At 65.4% G+C, this 25617-nt stretch carries 23 protein-coding genes; 11 read left to right on the top strand and 12 right to left on the bottom strand.

Annotated features, from left to right (window positions below):
- Positions 1-4 precede the first annotated feature (4 nt).
- Genes ACZY1I_RS13115 through ACZY1I_RS13105 form a run of 3 tightly spaced genes read right to left on the bottom strand, consistent with a single transcriptional unit; the run spans position 5 to position 4221 of the window.
- On the bottom strand, positions 5-2245 hold the full coding sequence (locus ACZY1I_RS13115; protein ID WP_463754825.1) for a heavy metal translocating P-type ATPase: 2241 nt from the start codon (positions 2243-2245) through the stop codon (positions 5-7).
- Positions 2242-3609, bottom strand: coding sequence for an adenylate/guanylate cyclase domain-containing protein (locus ACZY1I_RS13110; RefSeq protein ID WP_463754824.1), 1368 nt, complete (start codon positions 3607-3609; stop codon positions 2242-2244). The genes ACZY1I_RS13115 and ACZY1I_RS13110 overlap by 4 nt, the downstream gene beginning before the upstream one ends.
- A 9-nt stretch (positions 3610-3618) precedes the next feature.
- Positions 3619-4221, bottom strand: coding sequence for a TetR/AcrR family transcriptional regulator (locus tag ACZY1I_RS13105; protein WP_463754823.1), 603 nt, complete (start codon positions 4219-4221; stop codon positions 3619-3621).
- A gap of 119 nt (positions 4222-4340) precedes the next feature.
- Here ACZY1I_RS13105 and ACZY1I_RS13100 point away from each other — a divergent pair, with 119 nt between their 5' ends.
- From ACZY1I_RS13100 to ACZY1I_RS13090, 3 genes are read left to right on the top strand one after another with little or no spacing between them, the layout of a single operon-like run.
- Positions 4341-5258, top strand: coding sequence for an oxygenase MpaB family protein (locus tag ACZY1I_RS13100; protein ID WP_463754822.1), 918 nt, complete (start codon positions 4341-4343; stop codon positions 5256-5258).
- A 43-nt stretch (positions 5259-5301) separates the two neighbouring features.
- A complete protein-coding gene (locus ACZY1I_RS13095; RefSeq protein WP_463754821.1) occupies positions 5302-6423 on the top strand; it encodes a phenazine antibiotic biosynthesis protein in 1122 nt (373 codons plus the stop codon).
- 34 nt (positions 6424-6457) lie between these two features.
- Positions 6458-7822, top strand: coding sequence for an aldehyde dehydrogenase family protein (locus ACZY1I_RS13090; RefSeq protein ID WP_463755120.1), 1365 nt, complete (start codon positions 6458-6460; stop codon positions 7820-7822).
- On the opposite strand, the gene rpmG is transcribed toward ACZY1I_RS13090, so the two are convergent.
- Both rpmG and rpmB read right to left on the bottom strand, forming a co-directional pair.
- A complete protein-coding gene (gene rpmG, locus ACZY1I_RS13085) occupies positions 7819-7983 on the bottom strand; it encodes a 50S ribosomal protein L33 (protein ID WP_463754820.1) in 165 nt (54 codons plus the stop codon). The genes ACZY1I_RS13090 and rpmG overlap by 4 nt on opposite strands.
- Positions 7983-8219, bottom strand: a complete 237-nt coding sequence (rpmB, locus tag ACZY1I_RS13080; protein WP_463754819.1) for a 50S ribosomal protein L28 — start codon at positions 8217-8219, stop codon at positions 7983-7985. The genes rpmG and rpmB overlap by 1 nt, the downstream gene beginning before the upstream one ends.
- Before the next feature lie 88 nt (positions 8220-8307).
- Between rpmB and mrf the strand changes: the two genes are divergently transcribed.
- The 4 genes from mrf (at position 8308) to ACZY1I_RS13060 (ending at position 12388) form a co-directional block, all read left to right on the top strand.
- Entirely contained in the window at positions 8308-9516 is a 1209-nt protein-coding gene (gene mrf, locus ACZY1I_RS13075) for a ribosome hibernation factor-recruiting GTPase MRF (RefSeq protein ID WP_463754818.1), read from the top strand.
- Complete coding sequence (locus ACZY1I_RS13070; protein ID WP_463754817.1) at positions 9513-9815, top strand: type B 50S ribosomal protein L31; 303 nt, start codon at positions 9513-9515, stop codon at positions 9813-9815. Before mrf ends, ACZY1I_RS13070 begins: the two co-directional genes overlap by 4 nt.
- Positions 9816-9935: 120 nt before the next feature.
- Positions 9936-10829, top strand: coding sequence for an SDR family NAD(P)-dependent oxidoreductase (locus ACZY1I_RS13065; RefSeq protein ID WP_463754816.1), 894 nt, complete (start codon positions 9936-9938; stop codon positions 10827-10829).
- Positions 10826-12388, top strand: coding sequence for an AMP-binding protein (locus ACZY1I_RS13060; RefSeq protein ID WP_463754815.1), 1563 nt, complete (start codon positions 10826-10828; stop codon positions 12386-12388). Before ACZY1I_RS13065 ends, ACZY1I_RS13060 begins: the two co-directional genes overlap by 4 nt.
- On the opposite strand, the gene ACZY1I_RS13055 is transcribed toward ACZY1I_RS13060, so the two are convergent.
- Positions 12385-17238: a cation-translocating P-type ATPase gene (locus ACZY1I_RS13055; protein ID WP_463754814.1), complete on the bottom strand. Its 4854-nt coding sequence runs from the start codon at positions 17236-17238 to the stop codon at positions 12385-12387. The genes ACZY1I_RS13060 and ACZY1I_RS13055 overlap by 4 nt on opposite strands.
- Positions 17239-17415: 177 nt before the next feature.
- A complete protein-coding gene (locus tag ACZY1I_RS13050) occupies positions 17416-18375 on the bottom strand; it encodes a sigma-70 family RNA polymerase sigma factor (protein ID WP_463754813.1) in 960 nt (319 codons plus the stop codon).
- Between the two features lie 150 nt (positions 18376-18525).
- Between ACZY1I_RS13050 and ACZY1I_RS13045 the strand changes: the two genes are divergently transcribed.
- The gene (locus ACZY1I_RS13045; RefSeq protein ID WP_463755119.1) at positions 18526-19290 is read left to right on the top strand and encodes an SDR family NAD(P)-dependent oxidoreductase; all 765 of its coding nucleotides are present in this window, start codon (positions 18526-18528) and stop codon (positions 19288-19290) included.
- A gap of 36 nt (positions 19291-19326) precedes the next feature.
- A complete protein-coding gene (locus tag ACZY1I_RS13040) occupies positions 19327-20061 on the top strand; it encodes a DUF899 domain-containing protein (protein ID WP_463754812.1) in 735 nt (244 codons plus the stop codon).
- 107 nt (positions 20062-20168) lie between these two features.
- Here the strand turns inward: ACZY1I_RS13040 and ACZY1I_RS13035 are convergent, their stop codons facing one another.
- On the bottom strand, positions 20169-20393 hold the full coding sequence (locus ACZY1I_RS13035) for a hypothetical protein (protein ID WP_463754811.1): 225 nt from the start codon (positions 20391-20393) through the stop codon (positions 20169-20171).
- A 108-nt stretch (positions 20394-20501) separates the two neighbouring features.
- On the opposite strand from ACZY1I_RS13035, the gene ACZY1I_RS13030 reads away from it, so the two are divergent.
- Together ACZY1I_RS13030 and ACZY1I_RS13025 are read left to right on the top strand one after the other, a co-directional pair.
- Entirely contained in the window at positions 20502-21377 is an 876-nt protein-coding gene (locus ACZY1I_RS13030; protein WP_463754810.1) for a rhomboid family intramembrane serine protease, read from the top strand.
- On the top strand, positions 21374-21835 hold the full coding sequence (locus ACZY1I_RS13025) for an SRPBCC family protein (RefSeq protein WP_463754809.1): 462 nt from the start codon (positions 21374-21376) through the stop codon (positions 21833-21835). Before ACZY1I_RS13030 ends, ACZY1I_RS13025 begins: the two co-directional genes overlap by 4 nt.
- An 11-nt stretch (positions 21836-21846) precedes the next feature.
- Here the strand turns inward: ACZY1I_RS13025 and ACZY1I_RS13020 are convergent, their stop codons facing one another.
- The 4 genes from ACZY1I_RS13020 to ACZY1I_RS13005 all read right to left on the bottom strand — a co-directional run bounded on the left by ACZY1I_RS13020 (position 21847) and on the right by ACZY1I_RS13005 (position 25610).
- Positions 21847-22197 carry a DUF732 domain-containing protein gene (locus tag ACZY1I_RS13020; RefSeq protein ID WP_463754808.1) on the bottom strand — a complete coding sequence of 117 codons (351 nt, stop codon included), beginning with the start codon at positions 22195-22197 and terminating at the stop codon, positions 21847-21849.
- Between the two features lie 274 nt (positions 22198-22471).
- Positions 22472-23233 (bottom strand): SDR family NAD(P)-dependent oxidoreductase, encoded by a 762-nt coding sequence (locus ACZY1I_RS13015; protein WP_463754807.1) that lies wholly within the window; start codon positions 23231-23233, stop codon positions 22472-22474.
- A 1-nt stretch (position 23234) separates the two neighbouring features.
- The gene (locus tag ACZY1I_RS13010; protein WP_463755117.1) at positions 23235-24800 is read right to left on the bottom strand and encodes an AMP-binding protein; all 1566 of its coding nucleotides are present in this window, start codon (positions 24798-24800) and stop codon (positions 23235-23237) included.
- Between the two features lie 60 nt (positions 24801-24860).
- Entirely contained in the window at positions 24861-25610 is a 750-nt protein-coding gene (locus ACZY1I_RS13005) for a GntR family transcriptional regulator (RefSeq protein WP_463754806.1), read from the bottom strand.
- Positions 25611-25617 lie beyond the last annotated feature (7 nt).

Here is a 25617-nt window from a genome sequence, read left to right as displayed (position 1 = left end):
GATCCTACTTGGCGCCAAAATTACGCAGCCGCAGGCTGTTTGACACGACGAAGAACGACGAGAACGCCATCGCGGCACCGGCGATCAGCGGGTTGAGCAGACCGGCAGCGGCTACCGGAATCGCGGCGATGTTGTAGCCGAACGCCCAGAACATGTTCATCCGGATCGTCCGCATGGTTGCCCGCGCCAGGTCCAGCGATTGCGGGACGATGTCCAGATCGTCGCGCACCAGAATGATGTCGGCAGCACCGATCGCGACGTCGGTACCGCGCCCGATGGCCAACCCTAGATCGGCACACGCCAAGGCCGGTCCGTCATTGATGCCGTCGCCCACCATCGCGACCGTCTTGCCGTCCTTGCGCAGCCGTTGGATCACGTCGACCTTGCCTTCGGGCATCACGTCGGCGACCACGGTGTCGATACCCACCCGGGCGGCGACCCGCTCGGCGGCCGCCTTGTTGTCGCCGGTGAGCAGAATCGTCTGCAACCCTCGGCTGTGCAGCGCGGCGATGGCGTCCGCCGCCGAGTCCTTGACGGTGTCGGAGATCGCCACCGCGGCGCAGGGCACCCCGTCGACCGATACGAAGACCACGGTCTCGCCGCGGGACTCGCCGTCTGTCCGGGCCCGCGCAATGACCTCGTCGAAATCTGTGGACCGGGTGATCCAGGAGGGTTTACCGACTTCGACGCTGCGGTCCTCGACCACACCCGACACGCCGCAACCGGCCACCGCAACGAAGTCCTTGACCGGGGCCGGATCTGGTGACGCGGCGACGATCGCGGTCGCGACCGCATGCTCGGAGGCGGCTTCGACGGCCGATGCGAGCGCCAGAATCTCGTCGCCGTCCCACCCTTCGATGGCCGTCACCGTACCCACGGTGAGCTGCCCGTCGGTCAAGGTGCCGGTCTTGTCGAAGACCACCGTGTCGATGCCGTGCACCGTCTCCAGCGCGCGGTACCCCTTGATGAAGATCCCCAGCTGCGCACCGCGACCGGAAGCGACCATCATGGCCGTCGGGGTCGCCAGGCCCAGAGCGCAGGGGCAGGCGATCACCAACACCCCGAGGGTCACCGAAAAGGAACGCTCCGCACTGGCGCCGCCGAGCAGCCAGCCCGCGCCGGCGAGCAACGCGATGGCGAACACGATCGGCACGAACACCGCTGAAATCCGGTCGGCCAGACGCTGTGCGCGCGCTTTCTGTGCCTGCGCTTCTTCGACAAGTCGGACCATCGCGGCGAATTGGGTATCGGCGCCGACGGCGGTCGCCTCGATGATCAGGCGGCCGTCGAGTACGACGGTGCCGCCCACCACCGAGGCATCTGGATTGGCGCGTACCGGTTTGGCTTCACCCGTCATCGCGCTGGTGTCGATCGCCGCGGATCCGTCGATCACGACACCGTCGGCGGCGATGGTCTCACCGGGACGCGTCACGAAGCGCTGCCGCTTCTTGAGCTCACCGGCGGGTATCACCAGTTCGGTGTCGTCGGGCAGCAGGACAGTCACATTTTTGGCGCCGAGTTCAGCCAGCGCGCGTAGTGCGCCGCCGGCCTTGGACTTGGCGCGGGCCTCGAAGTAGCGGCCCGCCAGCACGAAGACCGTGACCCCCGCGGCGACCTCGAGATAGATGGCGTCGCCGTTGAGGATCGCCTGCCACACACCGTGGGTCTCCCGGGGCGGCTTCGGTACGAACACAGTCGCCAGCGACCACGTGGTGGCGGCGACCACGCCGACCGAGATCAGAGTCTCCATAGAAGCTGTGCGGTGCCTTGCATTTCGCAGCGCGACGGAGTGGAACGGCCAGGCGGCCCACGTCACGATCGGCGCCGCCAACGCGGCCAGCAGGTACCCCCAACCGGGGAACCTGGTGCTCGGGACGATCGCCAACATGCTGGACAAGTCGGCCAGTGGCACGAACAACACCGCGGCGACCAGGAGCCGTCGCAGCAGGCTGCGGGCGTGTTCGAAGTCCGGATCGCGAACCCGCTTGCCGTCGGCGCCGGATTCGCTGTGCGGAACGGCCTGGTATCCGGCCTGCTGGACTACCTCGCAGAGTTCATCTACGGCCGTTTCGACGGTGTCGATGGTCGCGATCCGGGTCGCGAAGTTCACCGATGCCCGAACGCCGGGGACCTTGTTGAGTTTGGTTTCGACGCGGCTGGCGCACGCCGCGCACGACATGCCGGACACGTCGAGTCGGACGCGCTGCGTCGCCGAGTTGAGGTTGGCGTCCTCCACAAGTGTCATGAGCTGACGGTCGCGTGTTCGCGGACCAGCGCGCACAGCTGCCACCGGCCCGGGACGCCCTTGAGTTCACGTTCGCCGTGATCGCTGAACCGGTGCCGGGAGCCGGTGACGATGTCGCGAACCGTGGACGACACCAGCACCTCGTTAGGGCATGCCTGCGCTGCGACGCGCGCCGCGATGTGTACGGCCATGCCGGCGGCGTCCGAACCACGCACCTCGACCTCGCCCGCGTGGATGCCGACGCGGATCTCGATACCCAGCACCCGGACCGCTTCGACCAGCGCGTCACTGCAGGCAAGCGAGGCGCTGGGACTGGTGAACGTCGCCACGAATCCGTCGCCGGCGGTGTTGACTTCGCGACCGCCGAAGCGCTGGATTTCGTGCCGGACGATGGTGTCGTGGTTGTCCAGCAGATCCCGCCACCGGTTGTCGCCGAGCACGGCCGCCCGCTCTGTCGAGCCGACGATGTCGGTGAACACGATCGTCGTGAGCACCCGTTCGGCGTCGCCGCCACCCCGGACACCGGTGACGAATTCTTCGATCTCGTCGAGCATCTGCCCGCTGTCGCCCACCCAGTACAGGGTGTCTTCGCCGGGTAGTTCGACCAGCTTCGATCCGGCGATGTGCTCGGCGAGGTACTGGCCGTGCTCGATCGGGCTGAAGCCTCGATTGTCGCGGTGCAGGATCAGCGTCGGCGCCATGATCCGGGGCAGGGTGTCGCGCACATCTGAGTGCCTGACGGCGGTGATGATCGCCCGCGCCATGCTGGGCGAGGCGGCACGATTGCCGGCCATGTCCCACCAGTTGCGGAAGGCGTTATCGCCCCCGACGCTCGGAGCGATGATGCTCAGGATGTCGAAGCCCCGCTCGACGGCATCGGGTTCGATCGCGATGGTGGTAAACGGATCGGTTTCGCCGATCTCGTACCCGATCGGGTAGTCGGGCGCGCGCAGCGTCCGGGCGCCGCCGTTGATCAGCACCAGGCTGCTGACTCGCTCGGGGTAGTCGGCCGCGAGCACCAACGCAGTCATCGTGGTGAAACCGGGCGCCAGGATGGTCGCGCGCTCGCACCCGACCGCATTCATGACGGCGATCGCGTCCCTGACCCAGAACCGCGGACCGATCTCGTCCTGCGACTCCACCCGCGATGACAGTCCGATCCCACGCTGGTCGTACCGGATCACCCGGGCGAAGGACGCCAGTCGCCGCTGAAAGCGGTACATCGACGGCTCGGAGTCGACCGTGTCGATCGGAATGGAAGGGCCGGGCAACACCAGCAGATCGATCGGGCCATCACCGAACACCTGGTAGGCGATGTCGACATCGCCGCAGGTGGCGTAGCGGGTTCGGGGAGCCGACGGCACTGTTACATGTTAATGATCGTGACGACTGATTATCGGGACGAGGTAGCGGGCAGCATAGGCACGAACGGCCGCGGAATCTGCTGTGTCGAGGCGGTCGGTGGGGAACACAATGGTGCCGACCGCGACGCGCAGCAGAATGTCGGCGATGTTGGCCAGGTCCGATTCCGGGATATCGGCACCACAACGTCGCAGGGTGTGGGCGATTCCGTCGGCGAACTGGCCGATCGGAAAGACGTCGGATCGGGAGAACATGCCGAACAGTTCGGGCTCGCTTTCGGCGATGCGGGAGTACAGGGGCGAGTCCTGAACGAGCCTTACGCCCAGCGCGAACGCTTCGATCACGGCTTCCTGCGGATTGCGACCGGTGGTGGCCTGATCCAGCATGGTGAAGAACAGTTCGCCTTCGCGCCGCACCACCGCTTCGAAGAGATCGTCCTTGGTCGGAAAGCGTCGATAGATGGTGCTACGGCTCACGCCCGCCCGGGCGGCGACGTCCTCGATGTTCGCGCGACGCACTCCGTAGGTCTCGAAGACGGCGCGCGCCGTGTCCAGGATCGCGCGATCGAGGTCGGCGGGCTCGGCGCGGGGTTCACGGCCCGTCTTCGATGGCATGGTTGCCATTGTTTCCCGACTTGGGTTGTGGTCAAGGCGGGACATGCTATTGTGAAACAAAAGTACGACTTTGTTTCTCTGATTCAGAACGCGGCGCTGGCCGCCGCGAGGAGTTGGTGATGACGGCTGAACTTGCTTTCGACTCCGGTGTTCGCGAGGCGACACCCGTTTTGGCCGACGAGGCCACTGACGACTCGCCGGTGTTGGGGCCGGACTCGCTGATCTGGAAGTTCTACGGCGACCACCGCACCCAACTGTTCGGCTTCCAGCGTGTCGCCGGCACCGAAAATTGCATTGAGCAGCTTGCGCAGGGCGTGCTCGATCACTCGGTGGTTTTCAGCGACACCCTGGGCAGGGCCAAGCGGACTGCGCCGCCACTGATGAAGACCGTCTACTCCGAGGACCCGCACAAGTGGGGTCGCACCGTGCGGGACTTCCACAAGCCGATCAAAGGCACCATCAGCGACGGCTCGAGGTACCACGCGCTGAATCCGGAGTTGTTCTACTGGGCGCACGCCACGTTCGTCGATCAGGTCATCTACAACGCCGACACTTTCATCCGGCGACTTTCGCACGCGGAGAAGGAGCAGATCTTCACCGAGAGCAAGGTCTGGTACAGCCTCTACGGCGTCAGCGACCGCGGCCAGCCGCAAACGTACGACGAGTTCGTCGCCTACTGGGACGGCATGCTGGAGCGGTTCATCCCGCATAAGACGGTCCTATACGGCACCGGGTATATCCGCAAAGGAATCCCGGGACCGCGCCTGATCCCCGACCGAGTCTGGAAGATCCTGTCTGCGCCGCTGAACGCTTATACCCGCCTCGTGGTCGCGGGAACGTGCCCGCCGCAGATGCGCGAAGTATGTGACCTGAATTGGAACGCCAAGAAGGAAAAGCGGTTTCAGCGGTTCGCCGCCGCGATGCGGGCGTTGAATCCGCTGATCAACCGGTTGCCGTTGCGGGTCGTCTACGCCTCCTGGGCGGCCGACGGGTGGGTGCGGGCGGGTGTCGACCCGCGTCGCATTCACAATCGCTGACAGCGGGTAGCCATCTGATCGGAGATGCGACAGGATCGGTGGCGTGGCCGATGCTGTTGTGGATCTTGTTTCCGGGATTGACTTTTCGCTGTTGGGCGTGCCGAGGTCGGCACCCGTCGCAGACCCCGAAGCCTACTTGCGCGCCGCGATCGCCTGGCACTTCGGCGCGGATACCGGGAGTTCATTTTGGCTACGCACAGCCGAAACCTTGGACTTCAACCCACTGACGGATGTCACCACGTTCGATGACCTGCGTCTTTTCCCCAACCTGATCAACCAACTGCGCAGTGTGCCGGTCGAGGCCCTGATACCTCGCGGCTACGGATCGCCGGCGCCGCTGCCGTTGATCTTCGAGTCGGGCGGTACCACCGGCGCGCCCAAACGAACTGTGCAACTGCCTGATTGGGTACAGCAGGTTATCGATTGGCAAACCGAGGATTTCGCTGCGGGTGGCTTCGTCGGCGGCCGGGGATTCCTGTGCCTGATGCCCAGCGGGCCGCACGGGGTGGGCTACTTTTCCCGATTGGTCGCGCAACGGTTAGGTGCGGTGTTTCATGCGATCGACATCGATCCGCGTTGGGTCAAAAAGCTGGCCGCTCGCGGTGCCACCGGTGAAGTGAGTGCCTACGTCGAGCACATCGTCGAACAGGCTGCCTTTGTTCTTCGCACCCAAACGGTCGCGAACCTGCACACCACGCCGCCACTGCTCGACGCGTTGGCCCGCAATGACCATGTCGTGCAGTTGATCAACGAGAAGATCCGCTATCTGTTGCTCAGCGGTGCGCACGTGGACGCCGACACATTGGACGTGTTTCGCGAGATCTTTCCGGCCACAAACATCTCGATGGCCTTCGGCAGCACAATGATTCTCTCCCAGTGCGTCACCCGACAATCCGAAGACGGCACAGAATTCGTTTTCGACCCGCGCACCCCGTACGCCAGCTTCCGGGTGATAGACACCGAAACCGGCGAACGGGTGCCGTACGGGCAGTTGGGGCAGGTGGTGATGAACCACATCAGTAAGGGCATGTTCATCCCGAACAATCTGGAACGTGATTGCGCTATTCGAATAGCCGGACCCGCAGCACGATTCAGCGACTCGGTCAGCGCAGTGCGGCCGGTCCGCACCTTCGAAGGTGAGGCCGTCATCGAAGGCGTGTACTGATATGACGAGCGAATTACGAATGACCACCGAAGAACTGGTGAAGATTGATGCGCTCGGCGTGACCGGTGAGTACCGGACGCGCAACCGCAATATCATCACGAGTGTCGCAGGTACGCCCGTGGCCGAGCTGAGCATGGTGCCACCGTTGTACGTCTGGCGGACCATGAGCGCGCAACGCAAGGCCCGGCCGCTGCCGCCTCAACAGCGTGAGGCGGCGCTGGCCGAGGCCGCGGAGATCTTTATCAGCGGTTCGATCGCGGGGCTGGACTTCGACTCCTATGTTGGCTTGGTCAGCCATATTTCGGGACTTCCGATCACGGTGGCGCGCGACGGCGCCCGCACTGTGGCCGACGCCGTGGCAACGGCGTTCGATGCGGTACAAGCGGCCAGGTCGGTGGGCGCCACGCTCGACTGGCGCGCGGGGCGCGGTCGTAACGGCGGAGCGGTGTGGGCTCGGCGCGGGGATCTATTCGCTGTGCACGCAGCCGGTAACGGCCCGGGTGTGCATGGAATGTGGCCGCAGGCATTGGCTTTGGGTTACCGGGTGGCGGTCCGCCCGTCCCGCCGCGAACCGCTTACTGCACATCGATTGGTCAATGCGTTGCGCCAGGCTGGATTTCGGTCGGAAGATGCGGTGTTTCTGCCATGCGACCATGGTGGGGCTGACGAACTTATTCGGTCGGCTGACATCGCCATGGTGTACGGGGGACAGGATGTGGCGGACAAGTACGCAAATGATCCGTCCGTCGTGGTGAACGGGCCCGGCCGCACGAAGATCCTGATCACCGGGGACCGAGACTGGCGTGACTACCTCGATCTCATCGTCGACTCGGTTGTCAATCTTGGCGGGACAGCGTGCGTCAACACCACCGCGGTGCTTTACGAGGGTGACCCCGCGCCGTTGGCGCAGGCCATTGCGGATCGGTTGGCGCTCATCGAGCCGCTGCCTGCCGACGACGAGCGGGCGATTCTGCCTGTCCAATCCATCGACAATGCACAGGCATTGGCGAAATATCTGGCGCAGAAGGCGGTGGGGACCACCCCGGTGCTTGGCGCCGATCAGGTGGTAGTGCCACTGGGAGACGGCGGTGCCGCACTGCGACCGGCCGTACATCTCATGACCGAGCCTGATGTCGTCAAACTCAACGTCGAACTACCCTTTCCGTGCGTGTGGGTAGCCCCGTGGTCACCCGCGAGCGGACTACAACCGCTGCGAAATTCGCTGGTAATCAACGCTATTACCGGCGATGAGGAGCTGATCGATATGCTGCTGGCCGAACCCTCGGTGGGCAATGTGTACAGCGGCCATCACCCGACGTACTACGGTGCACCCCACATCCCGCACGATGGGTTCCTCGCCGATGTGTTGATGCGTAACAAGGGCTTTGTCAGCGATTAGCGTTGTTCCCGGAATTCAACGTGCCGGCGGACCACCGGATCGTATTTCCTCAGTGTGAGGCGGTCGGGATCGTTGCGCCGGTTCTTGCGGGTGATGTAGGTGTAGCCCGTTCCCGCGGTAGAGCGCAAACGTACGATCGGGCGAATATCGTTGCGCGCCATCAGATGCGCTCTCCTGCGAGACGCAATCGGGCAACGACGGCCTCGATGCCGTCGCGGTCGACGACTTTGATGCCTTTGGTGCTGATGCGGAGCGTGACGCGGCGATCCTCGGACGGCAGGTAGTAGGTCTTCTTCTGCAGGTTGGGGGACCACCGGCGGCGGGTGCGCCGATGTGAATGCGACACGGCATTACCGAAACCCACAGTGCGACCGGTGACTTGGCACCGCGCGGACATGACGGCCTCCCTCGTTTTCGACAACTCTCACTCGGCACTGTAGCTTGATCTTGAGCTTAATGACAATGATTTCCAATAAGGAGTGATGATGCGGACTCCCGTGCTGCTTGTCTCGGGTCAGGGCGCTACCGACGAGGTGACCGGCACCCTGTTGCGCCAGCCCGGAACCGTCCTCGTAGAGCCTCGGTTCGACGGCCACGTGGTGCGCCGGACCATCGTGACACTCGATCGCGGCGAACTGAGCAGCACCGAGGAGGCGCTCGAGCTGGGGCATGGCTGTTTGTCCTGCACCATCCGCAATGACCTGCTGGTGTTGTTGCGCAAGCTGCATCGCCGCTCGAATGTGGAGCGGGTCGTCGTGTCCCTGGCGCCCTGGCTGGAGCCCGAGCCCGTCGCCTGGGCGATCAACCACGTTCGGGTGCGGGTGGGGCCGGGCTACCCGGATGGACCCGCGGCACTCGACGTGCGCATCGCCGGAGTGGTGACCTGTGTGGATTCCACCAAGTGGCTGGAGCAGTCGCTCGGTGACGACGTGTTACCCGACGGCCGCACGGTGGCCCAAGCCACGGTCGGCCAGGCCGAGTTCGCCGACCTGCTGGTGCTGACCAGGCCGGAACCGACCACGCTGGCAGTGTTGCGTCGACTGGCGCCGCGGGCCCGCATCACCGTGGGACCCGATCGCGTCGAGTTGGCGCTGGCGAACCTGGAGGAGCAGTCACGCCGAGGTCGCAGCGACCATCCACACGCGCCCCTGCTGGCCGGCCTGCCGCCACTGTCCATCGATGGCGAGGTCTCGATCGTCGAGTTCAATGCCCGCCGCCCTTTCCGTCCGGAACGCCTGCATGCGGCGGTCGATCTGCTGCTCGAAGGGGTGGTTCGCACCCGCGGCCGACTGTGGTTGGCCAATCGGCCGGATCAGGTGATGTGGCTCGAATCGGCCGGTGGCGGTTTGCGGGTCGCTTCAGCCGGCAAATGGCTGGCGGCCATGAACACTTCGGAGGTGGCATACGTCGATCCAGAACGGCGCCTGTTCGCCGAACTGATGTGGGAATACCACCATGGGGACCGCCATACCGCGCTGACGGTGCTGGTCTGTGGCGCCGACCCCGCCAACATCACCAGGGCGTTGACCGCGGCCCTGCTCACCGACGCGGAGATGGCCGATCCGACGAACTGGGACGGCTACCACGACCCGTTCGGCGATTGGCATCAGGATCCCTGTCACGAGCTGCCGGATGCGGCCGGTGAATTCTCGGCTCACGCAGGCGACGCGCAAGGCGACGGGCAACTCGGATGAAGCCCGGCATTCATCCCGACTATCACCCGGTGGTGTTTCAAGACGCCAACACGGGCGCGCGGTTTCTCACCCGTTCCACCCTCACCAGCAACCGCACGATCGAATGGGAGACCCCGGCAGGCCCGCAGGTCTATCCGCTGCTGGTGGTCGAGGTGTCCGCGGATTCGCACCCGTTCTGGACGGGCACACAGCGGACCCTCGATGCGGCCGGACGGGTAGACCGCTTCTACCGGCGGTACGGCCGACGACCCGGTCAAAGCGGGCATCAAAACGGGCTTCAAAACAGGCAGGGAACTTAGCGACACCGGCCTTCGTATTTCGGACCGTCCGGATTTCTGTTCGACGCCACCCTTAACGGCGATGTGACCATGGGTCACAATGGGTGGGGATGGGTCGATCGCGATCGAGGGATGCAGCCGATGAATCTGGTCTTGCAGGCGATTGATTCGGCTGCCAGCAGGTTGGCGAACCCGGCCCTGGAACCCGATCCCGACAAGCTGCGCAACGCCGTTTCCGGCAAGACCGTGCTGGTGACGGGGGCGTCCTACGGGATTGGCGAGGCGGCCGCGCGGAAGCTGGCGGCCGCCGGTGCAACCGTGCTGATCGTCGCCCGCTCGGCCGATCGCCTCGAGGACGTCGCCGCCGCGATCAATACCGGCGGTGGCCGGGCGATCGCGTACCCGACGGATCTCAGCGACGAGACTGCGGTCAGTGATCTGACGAAACAGATCAACGAGAGTCACGGCCCGTTGGACATCGTGGTGAGCAACGCCGGTAAGTCGTTACGCCGGTCTCTGCACGAGCAGTACGACCGGCCGCATGATTTCCAGCGCACCATCGACATCAACTACCTGGGGCCGATCTGGCTGTTGTTGGGGTTGCTCCCGGCGATGCGGGAAAGCGGCCGGGGGCAGCTGGTCAACGTGTCGAGTGCGGGGGTCCGGGTGACCCCGGGCCCGCAATGGGGCGCTTATCAGGCATCCAAGGGTGCTTTCGATCGCTGGCTGCGCAGTGTGGCTCCGGAACTGCACGGCGACGGGATAGCCGTATCGACGATTTACTTCGCGCTGGTTCGAACCCGGATGATCGAGCCAACCCCGCTACTGGCCAGGCTACCGGGCTTGACGCCCGATGAAGCCGCCGACGCGATTGCGAAAGTGATCATCGAACGGCCGCGCACCAATGAGCCGCCGTGGGTGTGGCCTGCCGAGTTGGCTTCGGTGCTGCTGGCCGGTCCAGCCGATTTAGCGGCTCGGCTGTGGCACCGCCACTTCTTCGCCGACCGTGCCGGCGCCAAGGGCGTTCTCTCGTGACGGAAAGCGTGCTGGGCACCACCGCTCGAGCCGTGCTGACGTCCGGACTGCTCGGCCCGCCCGATCCGTTCGCGGTGTTGCGCCTCCTGCGCGAGGTCTGCCGGGGCGGCACGAATCTCTACACCGTGCTCGCGGTTGCGGCAGCGCGCTGGCCGGAGCGGACCGCGATCATTGACGACGACGGCGCACTGCGCTACCGCGACTTGCAGGCAATGACCGAATCGCTTGCCCATGAACTGCTCGACGCCGATGTTGAGGCCGGCCAGCCCGTCGGTGTCATGTGCCGCAACGGGCGCAACTTCGTTGCCGCGGTACTCGCCACGGCGTTGGTGGGTGCCGACGTGGTCTTGGTGAACACCGAATTCCGCGCCGATGGACTGGCGTCCGCGCTGCGTGCCCACCAGGTGCGAACGATGTTCTGCGACAAAGAATTCAACGATCAGATCGGTGACACCGGCCAAAGCATCCGGCTCCTCGATCCGCAGGCGCTGCCGGCCTCTCATGGTGGCTCGCGGCCGGATGTCGCAGCGTCGGGCCGGATGGTGCTGCTGACCTCCGGCACTACGGGGCTCCCCAAGGGTGTGCCGCGCACGCCCCGGGTCAGCGCGGGCTTGGGCGTCACCACGACGGTCCTGGCCCGTACCGGTCTGCGGGTCGGATCGCGAATTGCGTTGGCGGCACCGATGTTTCACGGCCTGGGTTTCGGCATCCTGATGATGGCACTGGGCTTGGGCGGTACTGTGCTGACCTGGCGCCGCTTTGATGCCGAGGCCGCGCTCGCGCAGGCGTCCCTGCATCGGGCCGAGGCGATGAGCGCGGTGCCGATCATGCTGGCTCGCATGTTGGATCTGCCGCAGCGGGTCCAAGCACGAAATCCGTTGCCTTCCTTACGGGTAGTGATATCCAGCGGCGACCGGCTCGATCCGAGTCTGGCCCGGCGCTTCATGGACTCCTATGGCGATGTTCTGTACAACCTCTACGGCTCAACCGAGGTGGGCATCGGATCCCTGGCCACGCCGGCAGAACTGCGGCGGTACCCCGAAACGGTGGGCAAGCCCGTCGCCGGATGCCCGGTGCGCATTTTCAGCAGGACCGGCCGGTCCGTCGGGCCCCGCGTCACCGGTCGCATCTTCGTGGGGGGCGGCCTCGGCTCGGAGGGCTACACCGGCGGCGGCGGCAAGGCCGTCATCAACGGTATGACCAGCACCGGAGACATGGGCTATCTCGACGAGGCGGGCCGGCTCTACATCGTTGGCCGCGAGGACGACATGATCGTCTCCGGCGGGGAGAACGTCTATCCGCGCGCCTTGGAGAACGCACTGGCCAGGCATCCCGAGATTGCCGAGAATGCCGTCGTCGGTGTGCCCGACGAGCAGTTCGGCAGTCGGCTTGCAGCCTTCGTCGTGCTGCGGCAGGACAGCGGCGCCGACGTGCCCGCACTGCGAGACTACTTGAGGGGCAAGGTTTCTCGGTTCGAGCAGCCTCGGGACATCCGCATCGTCCCCAGCATCCCACGCAATCCGGCGGGCAAGGTGGTACGTCGCGAACTTTCCGGCTAGGAGCTGGAAGGCAGCTCGGGCCGCACGACGTCCACCGTCTTCGCCAACCACTGAGGCGCCAACACCGATACCACGGTCGTTCCTGCGGTGGCTCCGATCACGCCCGTCCATGCGACGGGCCCCAACGGCGTGCAACCGAAAAACTGGCTGAGAACCGGTGTTTGGATGATGCCGACCAACACGCCAGCACTGCCCAACGCCGTCGCCACGACGAGCGGGCTGTGGCTACGGGTAATCAGCGTCTGAGCCAGCTGCGTGGTGACCAACGCGGTCAAACCCATTGTCGCGGTGCGTCGTTCGGATCCAGGCGTCCACCGCCCGATCGCCCACGCGGCGGTCGCGCCGGCCGCCGTGATGACGCCGCGATTGACGATCTGACGCATCAGCGGCTCGTCGAGTGACGGTGTGGGCTGGGCCAGGACGGCTAGCAGACGCGTCCGGCGTGCTACTTCGATCTCTTCCTCGGTGAGCTCTTCGTCGTCCTCGGGGTCGTCGTACTGCGAGGTGACGGCCACCGCGAGCGCGGGGAACATGTCGGTGAGCAGGTTCACCAGCAGCAGTTGGCGGGTCCCCACCGGGGCGCGCCCCTGCCCGAACGCCGTGCCGATGATCGTGAACAGCACCTCGCCGACGTTGCCGCCGACCAGAATCGTGACCGCATCCCGCACCCCGGCCCACATGCTGCGGCCTTCGACCAGCGCGTCGAGGAGCACGCCCAGGTCGTCGTCGGTCAGCACGATGTCCGCGGCGCCCCGGGCGGCTGAGGAGCCACGGCCGCTGACGCCGATACCTACATCGGCCATCCGGATTGCGGCAGCGTCGTTGGCGCCGTCGCCGACCATGGCAACCACCCGGCCGCAGCGCTGCAGCGCCGCCACAATCTGAACCTTCTGTTCCGGGCTTACCCGGGCGAAGACCTGCACGTCGGCGGCGAGCCTGGCATGACCTTCCTCGTCAAGTGCGGCGAGTTCGGCTCCGGTCACCACCCGAGCATCTTCCGGAAGGCCCAACTGCCGGGCGATCGCACGTGCGGTGACGGGGTGGTCACCGGTGATCAGCACGACGTTGCGACCGGCCTCCACCAACGCCTCGATCAACGGCCGCGACGAACCCCGGGCAGTGTCCGCGAGGCCGACATAGCCCAGTAGTTCCAGGTCCTGGGCGGCGGCGTCGACGGCATCTGAATCGGTGTCCTCGTCGTCGCTGGTGCCGTTCTCCCAAGACCGCTGGGCCACGGCAAGCACGCGCAAACCTTGTTCGGCCAGGTCGTGCACCAACGCCTCGGCATGCTGATGATCGGCTTCTGGATCGGCGAACCGGCAGCGCGGCAGGATCACCTCGGGAGCGCCCTTCAGCATCAGCATCGGTGCCGCATCGGCCTCCGTGCCGACGCCGATCGATGCGGCGTAACCACGGCTGGACTCGAACGGGACCTCGGCCAGGATCGTCCACTGCGAATCACCTTGTTTATCAAGAGAATCCGCTGCCGTGAGAACGGCTTCGTCGGTGGCGTGCGCGTGGCCCTCACCGTTCTGCGGTTGGGTGGACGCGCGGGCAGCCGCCCGCAGCACCGTGATGAAGCGCGGGTCGGTGGACTCGGGCAATGGATCCTGCAGGCCCGCGTCGCTCGGCACGGCGCACACCAGGCGGAGCTGGTTCTCGGTGAGAGTGCCGGTCTTGTCGAAGCAAATCGTGTCCACCCGGCCGAGCGCTTCGATGGTCCGCGGCGAGCGCACCAGCACCCCATGCGACGTCAGGCGCTGGGCGGCGGCCAACTGGGAGAGGGTGGCGACCAGCGGCAGACCTTCCGGAACCGCGGCGACCGCGATCGCGACGCCGTCAGCAACCGCTTGCCGCAGCGTCGCGCGACGCAGCAGGGCCAAGACGGTAACCGACGCGCCGCCGGCGAGGGTGAGGGGGAGGACCTTGCTGGTCAGCTCCCGTAGCCGGGCCTGCACGCCGGCCGACGTCTCGACACCCGCAACCGCCGAGATGGCGCGCTGTGCGGCGGTGCCCACTCCGGTAGCCACCACGATCGCGCGGGCCCGTCCGGCGACAATCGTGCTGCCCTCGAACAGCATGCTGGCGCGATCGGGGTCGTTGACGGCGACCGGATCCACCTGCTTGTCGACCGGCAACGACTCGCCGGTGAGGAAGGACTCGTCTACTTCGAGGCCCTCGGCCACCAGCAGTCGGGCATCCGCCGGAACGACCTCCGGCGCGGCGAGATCGATGACATCGCCCGGTCGCAGTTTCTTGGCCGACACGGTCGCCGTGCGGGTGGCATGTTGCGCGGCTTCCAGCCTGCGTCGTGTCCTGGCCACCGCGGGCACCACCACCCGGCGCACCAACTGGTCCTGCTCGGCGAACAACTCCGCGGCTGCCGCTTCGGCCCGAAGCCGTTGCACCCCACCGGTGAGCGCATTGACCGCCATCACGCCCGCGACCAGCAGCGCATCAACATTGCTGCCGACGATCGCCGATGCGGCGGCGCCGACGGCCAGGATCGGGGTCAGCGGATCGCGCAGTTCGACGCGCGTTGCCGAGACCAGCCGACCCAGGGTTTGCGCCGGGACGCGCAGCGGCGCCACCAGCGGTTCGTAGGACAGGTCGTCGAGGCGGCGCCGCCAGTCCGGCGTGGTGGCGTCGACGGCCAGGGGACGTGCGCCGCCGGCCAGCCGCGAATAGACGATTTCCGGGTCGAGCGCATGCCAGGCGGTCAGCGGTTGCGGTGTGGGGTCGGGCAGCCTGAGCACCCTGACCGCTGAAAACGTGCCGGATATCAGCGCGCTCGCGGCAGCCGCATTGACCGGATTGAGCCACCGGCGGAAGGTAGCCGGACTGGTCTGTCTGCTTTCCTCACCGGTGACCAGCAGCAAGCCCGCCAGGGTGGTGCCGCCCTGAGCCAGATGTACCGACGATTCACTGGCTCCGCGGGCCACCGGGATTGCGGACAGGATGCGTACTGCGGCGGCCAGATCGGTGCCGGTGATGATGTCGGCCGTCCACGGCGTAGCGGCGCGGGGATCGTCGAGCGCCACCCCGATGTCGGCGATGGCCAGTGCGGCCAAGGTGTCGGTCGAGGCGAAGTCCCGGTGCAGCGCGGTGATCAGCAGCACCGGGCCCCGGTCAGTGCGCAGGTCGCGTACCAGCGACAGCAGTGGCGTGCCGGGCGGGTGCGTTGAGCCAACGCTGGCGGACAGATCTTCGGTGCCCGCGACGTGGCGTAGCACCACGCGTGATCCGGTCCGGTGCGCGGTCTGCAGCAGCGGGATGGCGTAGGGGTCGACCTCCCAGCCGACGTCGACACTGCCAACGGATTCGCCGTCGACCACCAGGTCTGCGTGTTCGAGTCCCTGGGCCGGCGTTGCCGACGAGCCTTGCGACCGGATCCAGTTCAGCCGCGCGCCGGTGGCAGGCAGTTCGTCGGGGTCGGGATCGGGTGCCTCTTCGCCGTGCAGCAGCGCGTCGGCGACCTCATAAACCCGGTCATCGTCCCAACCGGGTTCGTGTCCCCACGATTTCAATACAGCGCGGTGGTCACCTCGCAGGGCGGCACCGTCGATGACCACAACCTTGACCCGGTCCAGGCGGCGCAGCGCGCCCGGGTCGAGGACCAGCAAGCCCGCCCCGGCCAGGCCACGCCCGAGGGTCGCGGCGAACGATTGCCGGCCCATGTGCGCCGCACGTGGCACCCCGGCCAGGATCGCACCGGCCGCATCTTCGGTTCCACCGCCGGCGAGCAACGCACTCGCCGCAGCGATCAACGAACCGTTTGCCGCGGAGTCGACGTAGCTCTCCACCGGCCCCTTCATGAAACCCTTCGCGGATCCCTTTTCGGTGTCGATCGCGGCGTCGATGGATCCGCCGACCACCACGTGCGAGGCCTCGCCGGCTGCCGCGGCCGCCCAATTGTGCCGTGGCGCCTGTGTTTCGGTACCCGCCGACGACAGCACGGGGACCACCGGAGCCTGTGGTCGGTTGGGGGAAGCCAAATGAGGTTCCCGTTCTTGCCACACGCGACGGTGCGCCGCTGCCTCGGAGATCTGCAAGGTCCGTTGCACGAGATCCAGCAGCGGGGTTCCGACGGCTTGGGTCAGCCCGTTCGCCGCCGCGGTCGTGGCGCTCAGCGCGATGTCGGTACCGACCCGACCCAGCCGGGACTCCACGACCGCCACCACTCGCGGTTGGTGATTGATGAGAGCGGCCACGGCCCGGGTGGTCGACGGCGCGGCCGGCAGCCGGGTTACCCAGCCGGTGACGGCCGCAGCGACAGCTGCGACGTCCATTGCCGCGGCGGTGAGCGGCACCAGGATGGCCAGGGGGTTGCCCGGATCGGCGAACGGCGCGGCCTGCGGCGCCGAGATCCGCCCAGTGGCGGCGAGGTCGGCGGCGACGGCCGCGGCGGTTTCCCGCACCTCATCCAGCACGGCGTCGGGATCAGCGTCGTCGGCGATCTCGATGACCAGCCGGCCCAGCGCGCCCTCGACGTGGGCCTTGGCCACCCCGGGAATGCGTCGGACGGGCTCCTCGATGACCGCCGCGTACTCGTGCCAGCGCGGGAACGGCAGCAGCGGATCGAGATCCAGGTGCACCCGCCGTCCGCTCTGCCAACGCACCGGTGGAGTGACCCGGTCGGGCGGGCCGTTAGGCGAACCGCCCCGACCGATCGCCCGGCCGGTGGTGTGCGCCACGGTCTGCATGACCGGCCCGACCAGGTCCGTAACCGGACTGGCCAGTGTCTGCACGGCTCCCACTGCACCGGCGGCGCCGTTGACCCCGGCCTGAACCGCCTGAAATGCCCCATCGGTGAGAGTGCCGACGAGGTCGGCCACACCCGGGATCTTCATCCATCGCCCTTCGATTGCGTGCAGCTTGTCGCGTAGTCGTGGCCCGGTTGCCTTCTCGCATCATCGTGATCCGCTGCGCCCGGCTGCGCCGCGCTTGCGATCACGATGTGCCAATCCTTCCGGTGACATCCAGCCCTGTCCACACGGCCCGCGGATTGTGGTCGGACTGCCGCGCCGTCAACGCGAGAGTGGCAAACCGAACACGGCGAACAGCGTCGGATCCATAAAAACCGTCATCGCAGCGATCCCGGCAACTCCGCCCCGGGAACGGCATGTGAGGACCTGGATGGAATGGGCTTCCATAATGCTATCTGCGTTGCGTCGGTACTCGGCGACCGCTGCTTGCCCGTTGGCGGCCGTCGGGACCATCACCACGTCGCCCGGCTTTGCCAGCGCGCGCGCCTCGAGGAAGCGCACGACGGCATCGCGGCCGGCGAACCACAGCGGCATCGGCGGCATTTCCAGCCTGATGTCGTCTTGGAGCAATTCGGTGAGCGCGGCCATGTCGGCGTTCTCGAATGCCGCGCAGTAGCGGTCCAGCAAAGCGCGGCGCTCTTCGTCGTCGGGCTCGGCCAGGTCGTCTTGGTCTGGTGCGATCTCGGCCACCCGCGCGCGAGCGCGCTGCAGCGAGCTGTTGATGGCAGCCGGGGTGGTTTCGAGTAGCTCGGCGACTTCGGCCGCGCTGAACTGCACGACGTCACGCAGGATCAGGACGGCCCGCTGGCGCGCGGGTAGCTCCTGCAGGGCCGTCATCACCGCAAGCCGGACGCTTTGACTTACGACCACAGCGTCCTCGGGCGGGTCGAACATGTAGGTATCTGGGATCGGCCCTAGCCAGTCATGCGAAGCGGCGCTGCCGTCCGGGTCATCGGTGGCTGGTGGGCCGACGCCAGCCGGCAGCACTCGGCGAGCTCGATTTTCCAGCGCCCGCAGGCATGCCGTGGTCGCTATTCGGTACAGCCAGGTACGCAGCGCTGCCCGTTCCTCGAACGCCTGGTATCCGCGCCACCCCCGCAGGTAGGTCTCCTGCACCAGATCCTCGGCGTCGTGCACCGAACCCAGCATCCGATAGCAGTGCGCAATCAGCTCGGCGCGAAACGGAGCCGCCTGCTCGATGAACTCTTGCTGCTCCGGCACCGGCGAACTCCTCTGCACTCCTCGGTCATGACGCCCACTTTCTATAGATACCTGCGCCGACTAAAAACCATCGCGGACCTGCGAAGTGATTAGTCCCGGGAGCCGCCGTATCTGTATTAGAAACGGCCGCATCTTCAGAAAGTGAGCACTATCGTGACCCAGCCAGCAACACCCGCCGATCTGGTGGGGACGACCGCCATAGTGACCGGCGCCAGCCGTGGATTCGGCCGCGCCATCGCAGCGGAGCTCGCCGCCGCAGGCGTGCATGTCGTCGGTGTCGCACGCACCCACGCCCATCTCGAACTGGTGCGGGAAGAATTGGGCGAGGCTTTTACCCCGGTGCCGGCAGACAGCGCCGACGCGGCGACGGCGCATCGTCTGGTCGATGAGTACCGGCCGCGCACGATAGTGCTGGCCGCAGGATTGGCGCCGCGGATGATCCCGCTGCCGGAACAGACCTGGGAGACCTTCGCCGAGAACTGGAATGTCGACGTCGCCCAGGCGTTCCACTGGATCCAGTACGCGCTGCGCCGCCCACTCGCGCCGGGCAGTTCGGTGATCGCGATCTCCAGTGGCGCAGCGCTCAACGGGTCGCCGCTGAGCGGCGGCTATGCCGGCGCCAAGGCCACCGTCCGATTCCTGGCTAGCTATGCGGCTGAGGAATCGAAGCGGGCGGCGCTCGGAATCAGGTTTGTCTCGGTGCTGCCGCGCCTCACCCCGGCGACCGACCTGGGTGCCAAGGCAGTGGCTGCATATGCAGAGCGGCAAGGCGTCGACGTCGACGCCTTCGTGGAATCCACCGGACCGGTGCTCACCCCCGAGCAGGTGGGGCGGTCGGTGTTGGCTATCGCGAGCGGCTCCGACGACCACAGCGCGTACCTACTCGCAGCCGCGGGGCTATCGCCGTTGTCCTGAACGGGTAGTCGGCCAGAACAGAAAGGAAAGATTGCCATGAGCACACCCCCGATCGTGTCGGCGCAGGAGTGGGCAGCCGCGCATCAGCAATTGCTGACTAAAGAGAAGGAACTCACCCGCGCCCGCGACGCGCTGGCCGCCCAGCGTCGGCGCATGCCCTGGTCGGAAGTGGAGAAGGACTACTCATTCGAAGGTCCCGACGGCCGTATGAGCCTGCTGGACCTTTTCGACGGGCGACGCCAACTGGTTCTCTACCGGGCGTTCTTCGAATCCGATGTGCATGGCTGGCCCGATCACGGCTGTCCGGGTTGCTCGATGATCGCCGACCACATCGGCCACCTGGCCCACGTGAACGCGCGCGACACCACGATGGTCTTCGCCTCGCGGGCACCGCAGGCCGACATCCAACGGCTCAAGGAACGGATGGGCTGGCGGATGCCCTGGTACACGATCACCGATGGTTTCGACACTGACTTCGGGGTGCACGAATGGCACGGCACCAACGCGTTCATTCGCGACGGGTCCAGCGTCTATCGCACCTACTTCATCAACAACCGCGGCGACGAGGTGCTGGGAAACACGTGGAGCATCCTCGATCTGACGGCGTTGGGGCGACAAGAGGATTGGGAGGATTCGCCGCAGGGCTACCCCCAGAGCAAGCCGTACGAGTGGTGGGCCTGGCACGACGCATACCCCGAGCACATACCGTCACGCTGGTTCGGTGAGCCGGATCCCGACGATCCCAACGATCAGCGGCCACCGCGGAGTTGAAAGGCGGGATAGCGCCGGCGATATCAACGAATTGCGTGCATATGCGGTAGCCGTCCAACGGCTACTCGGCGCAATATTCGGCCGGGATTGGCGGCGCGCTAATTTGACTAGAGAATGCGGTGATGCGCCCGGCCGACGTGGTAACCGGCGGGGAAGGACTTCTCGATGACCTGCAGCTGGTGGTTAATGCGGGATTCCAGTTCAAGGACCACGCAGCCGTCCCCGACGGCCTTGGACTCGAGGACTATGTACCGCTGACCACCATCGGTAATCGGGTCGCCTGAATGCAGATTTTCGACCGGCACCAATTCAGGGGTTCCGTTTGACTCCACCCGATTCACAGTAGGTCAACTCGGTGAACGAGGGAATACTCGTCGCGGCGATCGCAAGCGCGGCGTAGCCGGGCGCCCGACCGCGCCACACTGACAGGACAGGCAACAATGGGTGCGGTGAGCACTTCTTCGTTGCCGGCCGATGCGCCGACTTGCTACCGGCATACCGATCGCCCGACGTATGTCCGATGCACCCGGTGCGAGCAACCCATCTGTGGGGACTGCATGCGCAGCGCCGCCGTCGGTCATCAATGCGTGCAGTGCGTCGATGCCGGTGCAAAGACCATTCGGCAGCCGCGAACGGAATTCGGTGGTCGCGTGCAAAGGTCGGGCACGCCATTTGTCAGCTATGGGCTGATCGCGATCAACGTGCTGGCTCTCGTGCTGGAAATGGCGATCCCCGGATTGGACAAGGAACTCGCGCTGTGGCCGCCGGCCGTTGCCGATGGCCAGTACTACCGGATGGTGACCTCAGCGTTCATCCACTACGGTCCGACCCATTTGCTACTGAACATGTGGGGGCTTTTCGTCGTGGGTCCACCACTCGAAATGTTGTTGGGCCGTTTGAGATTCGGTGCGTTATATGCACTGTGCGGACTGGGCGGATCGGTGCTGGTCTACCTGGTGTCGCCGCTCAACACTGCGACGGCGGGTGCCTCCGGCGCGCTGTTCGGCCTGTTCGCCGCGATGTTCGTGGTCGGCAAACGGCTCTCTTTCGATGTTCGTTGGGTTGTCATCACCATCGTGATCAACCTGGCCTACACCGTCATCGCGCCGGCGGTCAGCTCGCAATTGGTCAGCTGGCAGGGACACGTCGGAGGGCTGGTGACCGGCGCCGTGGTCGCGGCCGCGTACGCGTACGCACCCAAGGAGCGGCGGAATCTGGTGCAGGCGAACGCGACAGTCGTCACGTTGTTGGTATTCGCCGCGTTGACCTGGTGGCGCACGGCGGAACTCTTCGCACAGTTCAGCGACTTCGCATGAGCTGGTGGGTCGCGCACGCTGAGCGGACGCTGACCGAAGATGTGCCCGCGTCACCGGAGCAGGTCCGCGACTTCTACGTCGACTTGGACAACATCCGGCTCGTGCATCCGCTGATCGTGTCGGTGGAGGTGCTATCCCGTGACGAGACCCCTGACGGCTATCGGCAGAGCTATCGGGTAGTGGATCGAATTCCGTTGGGGCCGTTCACGATGCAGATCACCTACGAGGCGCGGTTACATGTTCCGTGGCAGGGCGATGTGCAGACCGAGGCCGACCAGCCGCCGGGCGTGCGCCTGCGCGGAACCGTGAGTTTCGCGCCGATCGAAGCCGGCACCCGCGTCACCGAGCGGATCAGGTTCTCCGCGCCCCGACCGCTGGTCGCGGTCACCGTGCGCGAAGCGGTCAAGGCGCACGCCAAAATGCTCGACGGCATCCGCCGTCACTTCGAGCCTGGTTAGCCTCGCTGACGCTAGGGCGTCGTGTGATGCCAGGGGCAGTACGCAGCGACACTGAGTCCCACGAAAAAGCCTGCGTGGTAGCCGTCGAGGTTGTACCTGTTGGCGATGTCGGTCGCGGCGTCGCCCTTTGTGCTGCCCTGGTTGAGCTGGTCGCAGACCTCGTGGCCGGCAGTGATCTCGGACTGCGGTGAATCGAAGTTGATCTCGTGCTTTTCCACCGCATCCAGGAATTCTTGGTCGATCCCCTCGGCGTGTGCAATCGGGGCTGTCGCGCTTATGACGAATGCCAGGCCAATCACCCCGAGTGGGGCGATCGAAAGATTCCGCGGGGATCTGGGCGAGCGAAAATGTCTGAATCCCATTGCTGACACTCCCGTTAATACATGGTGATACAACCTTTCACGTGCACGGTGATCATTGCACACGTAGATCCGGCCTGCTAGGCGGCGGCCGAGCGCGACGTCCAAACTGCGGAGAAATGTCAAACCGGTTGACAGGGGGCGGATCGGATATCTCTTCGTGCGTTGATGTAAGAGTGCTGGACGTCCAATCGTGTAATGCATTCGCTAAAAGGCATATTGCGAGCGGAAAATAGCAACTGTTAAACGGAGTAAACGATTTGGGCTGCGGCCGGCTTTAGAGTTTCCACTCGGAGTTGAGCGCAAATTCGGAGAGGTATTTGGTAGAGCTCCAGCCGCCGTCGACGACGATGGTCTGCCCGTTGATGAAGGCGCCGCCGGGAGAGCACAGGAACGCGACCGTGCTGGCGACGTCGTCAACGGTGCCCAACCGCTGGTGGGGAGTCATCTCGGTATTGATCCGCCGGAATCGTTTGTCCTGCAGTCGATTTTCTGTCATGGGTGTCTGAATCACGCCGGGGGCCACTGCATTGCAGCGGATTCCCTGAGCCCCGTACTGGCAGGCGATGTGGGTGGTCATTGCGGTGAGCCCACCTTTGGCTGCCGAGTACGCGCCGCCACGCATCCCGCCTACGACGGCGAAGGTCGAGGTGATGTTGATGATCGCCGATCCGGGTTGCATGTGCGGGAGGACCTCGCGCACCAGTCGGAACGGTGCGCGCAACATCAATCGCAGGAAATGATCGAGGGACTCGTCGTCGGTCTCATGCAAGGGTTTGGGACTACCCACGCCGGCGGCGTTGATCAGGAAATCGATTCCGTCCCAGTGGGAAAACGCCGCATCGGCGATCTGACGGGGTGCGTCGTCATCGATGAGGTCGACGGCGTAGGTGGCGATCAGGTCGTGTTGGTCCGCCAACAAGGCGAGCTTGCCTTCGTGTCGCCCGGTCGCCAGTACCGCGATGCCCATTTCGGCGAGCTTTGTCGCGCAACGGAAGCCGATGCCGCCGGTCGCGCCCGTCACGATTGCTACTTGCATGTCACAGCTCCACTTTCATGAGCGCGGCCTTGATCTGGTGCTTGAGCACTTTTCCCGCATCGTTCTTCGGCAGCTCTTTCCAGATGGCCACCTGCTCAGGCACTTTGAAGCGCGCAACGCCTGACTCGGTCAGAAACGCGGACAGGCTGGCAAGGTCCGGGCCGGGAGTGACAGCGGGCACGAGCACTGCGCAGGCTCGCTCCCCGGTGCGGTCATCGGGCAGACCGACGACGGCGACCTCGGCTATCCCCGGATGGTCTGCCAAAACGTCTTCGACCTCCTTAGGCGAAATGTTCTCGCCATTGCGGATGATGATGTCTTTGGCGCGTCCGGTGACCACGAGGTACTCGTCGTCCACCCAGCGCGCCAGGTCACCGGTGCGAAAGTACCCGTCGGCGTCGAATGATTCGTCCTCGTCCTCGGGGTGCAGATAGCCGACCAGCATCTGCGGCCCGCGTACCCGGATCTCACCACCGACCAACTTCACCTCAGCTACCCCGCGGTGACCATCCGTGTCAGCCGCGTGGTCGGGGTGGTCGGGCGATCCGATCGTCGTCACCGGTACTTCGGTTGAGCCGTAAACCCTTGTTACGGTGGCATTTTCGAAATACTTTGACGCCCTGCGTATCAACGAAGGTGACACGGATGCACCGCCGCAGACGAAGAGTTTCAGGTCGGGCAACCGGGTGTCCGTGCGCTGTGCCGCCGCCAGGAGTTGCTCGAGGAACGGCGTCGCACCCGCCATGTGCGTGCAGTGCGCGGTTTGCATGATCCGCACCGCGTCGTCGGCCTTCCAGCGATCCATCAAGACGGCGGTGCTGCCGAGCAGGAGTGGGCATTCGAACGCATAGATGGAACCACCGATATGCGCTATCGGTGAGGCGACGAGAAAGGTATCGCCTTGCCGCACCGACCAATGTCGCCCAATCTGCCGAATCAGAGCGTGGATCGAGTTATGGCTGTGCATAACCCCTTTCGGGCGTCCGGTGGTCCCTGAGGTGTAGAGGATCATCCGGACCGCGTCTGGATTCGGTGTGGGTAGCGGCTTGGCCGGGGAAGCGGTAGGTGCGGTCAGTGACTCGAGCGGGATCTGGTCGGTAGCGCAATCCCCTCGCACCACAACAACATCCGGTGGAGACTCCAGTTGAGCGACGACCCGCCGTAGCATCGACGGGTAGTCGTGGCCCCCGAATGTCGCAGGAATGAAGACCATCCGACTGTCGGCGTCTTCGAGGATGAAGCGCAGTTCACGGTCGCGCATCGACGGCAGAATCGGGTTGGCCACCATGCCTGCCAGCGTGGTAGCGAGGTAGATCACCGCCGCTTCGTACCAATTGGGCAGCATGAACGACACCACCCTGCTCGGTGGAATGCGTGTATGCAGGGCATCTGCCACCGCGACAGCCTCACGGCACAGGTCCGCACAGGTGATTCGCCGATCACCGTCGATCAACAACACTCGATCGGGGGTCTCCCGGGCTGCTTCGCGCAGCGAGTCCGCCAGCGTGCTGTCGCTGAACCACCCCTGTTCATATGCGGCGGCGGCCCGTTCAGCGTCCCAGCGCAGCCACAACCCGCCGACTAGTTTTCTGTCCACACCCCTCGATATCACGTCGACGTCGCGGCGCTAACTACGGACTCGTCGCATCGTCATCGAATGGCGGAATCGGGACGCGGGGTGGATGTTGATGGTGACTTGGGCGACCTGATCGTCAGAGGTCTTATAGATGCGTTGCACCTGCAGGGCAGGGGTGCCCGGCTCGACATTGAGACCACCCGCAAGCTCCGGTGTGAGTAGCACCGCGACGATTTCCTGTTGTACTTCAACCACACTGAGCCCGAACAGGTCCTCGATAAGTGGGAAGATCGGGCCCTCGTGGCGTTGCAGCAGCCTGCCGACCGCCGCGAACGCACGGTTGATGTAGTACTCAGTGCGGCACAACGCAGACCCGGCCGCATCGGGGCCGTCGGCTTGCCGGAATCCGCGTACGGTCAGCCACTGCTCGCCGGCGGCCAGGCCGGTGCGCGTCGACAGTTCTTCGTCGATGGTGACCATGGCGACGTCCTCGATGGCGAAACGGGTGCCGGTCGCGAAAGCCAGCAGATCGTTGATCGACATGACGTGTTGGACGTAGGACTCCGACGAGGGTCGCGGCACCACCAGCGTTCCGGTTCGTGGACGTGACGAGACGAGATTGTCGTCCCGGAGGCGTCGCAGCGCCTCCCGAATCGTGTAGCGGCTGACCGCAAATCGCTCGCACAGTTCGTGTTCGGTGGGGAGCTGGGACCCGATCGGGTAGACCCCGTCCACGATCTCCTTACGCAAGGTGCGCGCGACCTGAAGGTATCGATGGTCGACCACTTTGGAGTCGGACACGTTGGCG

Source organism: Mycobacterium sp. IDUB_37 (assembly GCF_055419245.1).
This window is presented reverse-complemented; position numbering and strand designations above follow the sequence as displayed.

What these genes read in the sequence shown, in the direction of transcription:
- ACZY1I_RS13115 (WP_463754825.1), bottom strand. Translation starts at nt 2,245, where the DNA reads ATGACACTTGTGGAGGACGCCAACCTCAACTCGGCGACGCAGCGCGTC.
- ACZY1I_RS13105 (WP_463754823.1), bottom strand. Translation starts at nt 4,221, where the DNA reads ATGCCATCGAAGACGGGCCGTGAACCCCGCGCCGAGCCCGCCGACCTC.
- ACZY1I_RS13100 (WP_463754822.1), top strand. Translation starts at nt 4,341, where the DNA reads ATGACGGCTGAACTTGCTTTCGACTCCGGTGTTCGCGAGGCGACACCC.
- rpmG (WP_463754820.1), bottom strand. Translation starts at nt 7,983, where the DNA reads ATGGCGCGCAACGATATTCGCCCGATCGTACGTTTGCGCTCTACCGCG.
- rpmB (WP_463754819.1), bottom strand. Translation starts at nt 8,219, where the DNA reads ATGTCCGCGCGGTGCCAAGTCACCGGTCGCACTGTGGGTTTCGGTAAT.
- mrf (WP_463754818.1), top strand. Translation starts at nt 8,308, where the DNA reads ATGCGGACTCCCGTGCTGCTTGTCTCGGGTCAGGGCGCTACCGACGAG.
- ACZY1I_RS13070 (WP_463754817.1), top strand. Translation starts at nt 9,513, where the DNA reads ATGAAGCCCGGCATTCATCCCGACTATCACCCGGTGGTGTTTCAAGAC.
- ACZY1I_RS13065 (WP_463754816.1), top strand. Translation starts at nt 9,936, where the DNA reads ATGAATCTGGTCTTGCAGGCGATTGATTCGGCTGCCAGCAGGTTGGCG.
- ACZY1I_RS13055 (WP_463754814.1), bottom strand. Translation starts at nt 17,238, where the DNA reads ATGAAGATCCCGGGTGTGGCCGACCTCGTCGGCACTCTCACCGATGGG.
- ACZY1I_RS13040 (WP_463754812.1), top strand. Translation starts at nt 19,327, where the DNA reads ATGAGCACACCCCCGATCGTGTCGGCGCAGGAGTGGGCAGCCGCGCAT.
- ACZY1I_RS13030 (WP_463754810.1), top strand. Translation starts at nt 20,502, where the DNA reads ATGGGTGCGGTGAGCACTTCTTCGTTGCCGGCCGATGCGCCGACTTGC.
- ACZY1I_RS13025 (WP_463754809.1), top strand. Translation starts at nt 21,374, where the DNA reads ATGAGCTGGTGGGTCGCGCACGCTGAGCGGACGCTGACCGAAGATGTG.
- ACZY1I_RS13020 (WP_463754808.1), bottom strand. Translation starts at nt 22,197, where the DNA reads ATGGGATTCAGACATTTTCGCTCGCCCAGATCCCCGCGGAATCTTTCG.
- ACZY1I_RS13015 (WP_463754807.1), bottom strand. Translation starts at nt 23,233, where the DNA reads ATGCAAGTAGCAATCGTGACGGGCGCGACCGGCGGCATCGGCTTCCGT.